2 protein-coding genes are annotated in these 2,454 nt (G+C 54.7%); both read left to right on the top strand.

The window, feature by feature from the left end; translation table 11 throughout:
* Positions 1 to 734: 734 nt before the first annotated feature.
* A complete protein-coding gene (gene repA, locus AC1DZP_RS35865; RefSeq protein WP_477309043.1) occupies positions 735 to 1,916 on the top strand; it encodes a plasmid partitioning protein RepA in 1,182 nt (393 codons plus the stop codon).
* The coding region (locus AC1DZP_RS35870; protein WP_477309045.1) for a ParB/RepB/Spo0J family partition protein at positions 1,913 to 2,454 on the top strand (542 nt) is incomplete at its 3' end. The genes repA and AC1DZP_RS35870, both read left to right, overlap by 4 nt.

The raw sequence follows: 2,454 nt of genomic DNA on the forward strand, positions 1-2,454 counted from the left end.
GTTTGGTTCTCGATATGTCCTCAGGATCCTTCGCCAACTCTTGGACTAGACCCAGAGGGAAGTTGCCTGGCGACTGCAGCAGCCTCTTGCTTGCCTCATCGTCGACGCACCGGAGGAGGGTGCGCGTGGACAGGACGCCCACGTGCCAAACGGTGTCGATTGCTGTCAGATCGCGCGTGACGGCTGGCGACAAATCCTAGCCGTTGAATTGCCATTCGCGGGAACCACTCGGCCCGGAAAGAATGCCTCGTTGCAGGAAGGGGGCCGTGGGGCGTCTAACTGGCCAGCCTGGCGGGGCGATCACGAAGCGACATCGGAAGCGGCGTGGCATGGCCGCATCACAAACATAACCGATCGTCACTGACGCGAACGACTGCGCGAGCTCCGCGCCTGCCGTCACAACGGGAATTTCGCCGCCGCGCCAATGTGGGGGTCTCTCAAGGCGCCGAAAGCTGCCCGCGCTGTTGTAGGTCGCTCGCCGCCGTATGCGGGAAGCTAGAGGCCAACCGGAACACCGACGTCGGCTGCAACTTTGAGGTACAGGAAGCCAGCGATCACAAAAAGTTCCCAGCTGGGAACTGCCTTGTGTCCATTTGCCCGAATACTCCGAATCGGGCATAAGCCCAGTAACGGAAAAACCGCGTAATTCGAAAAGTTGGCGTAGTTGGCGTGGCGTTAACGGCTTGTTAACCACAGTCGCTATCATTGTGGCTGGGTGCAAGAGGAGAATCTGGGTGACGCGGCATCTAAGTAGCCTTCAATTCATGAATACCTTTTCGACGAAACTCGAGAAGGCACTCAACAATCTTTCGCTGGCTCAGTATCCTCCTGACGCGGTTCGTACGATGCGCAAATTCACTTCGACCGAAGTGGCGGCATTGCTGGGAGTGACCGAAGCTTACATACGACAGGTTTCCTTAAAAGGGCAGGGACCCGAGCCAGCAACAACAACCACCGGAAAGCGCCTATATTCCGTGGGGCAGGTGCTTGAGCTTCGGATGCATCTGGCGGAAAAGGCGCGAAAGAAGTGGATCAATCCTCGTCGCGTTGATGGCGAAGACTGCCAGATCATCGCGATCACCAACTTCAAAGGCGGATCGTCCAAGACAGCGACCACTATTCACTTGGGTCACTGGCTGGCACTTCGTGGGTATCGCGTTCTCGCAGTCGACATGGATCCCCAGGCGTCGTTAACCAGTCTGCAAGGAGCATTACCCGGATTTGACTACCGAGAAGGTGACACCCTTTACTCGGCGATCCGGTTTGACGATCCGGTGCCAACAGAAAAAATTGTGCATCAGACACATATCATCGGATTCGACGTCATCTGCGCCGGTCTTGAGCTGACAGAATTCGAAACCGCCGTTACCCTTGAGATGCGCAAGAGCGGTGGAACGAGTTTCCTACTTCGAGTGTCACAGGCTCTAGAACAGATCGTTGATCGCTACGACATCGTTCTTCTCGACTGCGCGCCGTCACTCAATTTCCTGACGCTTTCCTCGCTCACGGCCGCTACCGGGGTCCTCATCCCAGTTCCGGCTCACATGCTCGATGTCGATTCCACAGGCAAGTTTTTGGAGCTGGCCGCGTCTTATATGCAAATCCTGGATGAGGCTGGTGCAGGTGCGCGTTGGGATTTCGCCAAATTCCTCATCACCAAATTTGAGGCGAACGACCACCCGCAAGCCAACATGCAGGCTCTAATGCGTCAAGTTTTTGGCGAGGATCTACTTCTGAATTCAGTCTCCAAATCAACTGCGGTTGCCGACGCTCTCACTTGGAAGCAGAGCCTCTACGAAGTGCAACGATCGAGGTTCTCGGCACCTAAAACTTATGATCGTGCAATCGAATCGATCAATGCCGCGAACGCGGAAATAGAAAGCCTCATCACAATGGCATGGAGGCGTGAACAGTGAGCCGCAAAGATTCTAAGGGCATGTTTGCTGCTGTTTTGGGGCAACTTGGGGAGGAGAATTCGGAGGAGGGCCTCAGCCGTCGCACGTCATCCCCACACCTGATGAAGGTAGCGGCTGGTGTTCGCCAAATGCAAGAGCGTAGCGATATCGCCGACAAGTTATTGAAGTCAGGCGAACAGATCATTGAACTCGATCCCGACAAAATACGGCCGTCATCTATCACCGATCGATRTGATGACGCCTACGAGATTTCCGCCATTGCTGAAATCACAGAATCCATGCGGGAGCGCGGTCAAATTGTGCCTGGATTGGTTCGGCCAGTACAAGGCAAGGATGGCGAGTTTCAAATCGTCTATGGTCGCAGAAGACTAGCGGCAGCTAAGCAGCTTGGGATCGGATTCAAAGCGGCCGTCCGCGAGCTAACTGATGAACAAGCAGTCATTTTCCAAGGGGAAGAAAACACAGCTCGAGAGGATTATTCATACATCGAAAAATGCGCTTTTGCGCTTGCGCAACAGGAAGCAGGATACAAACGGGA

The sequence above is a fragment of the Mesorhizobium sp. P2_F8 genome (assembly GCF_056403655.1).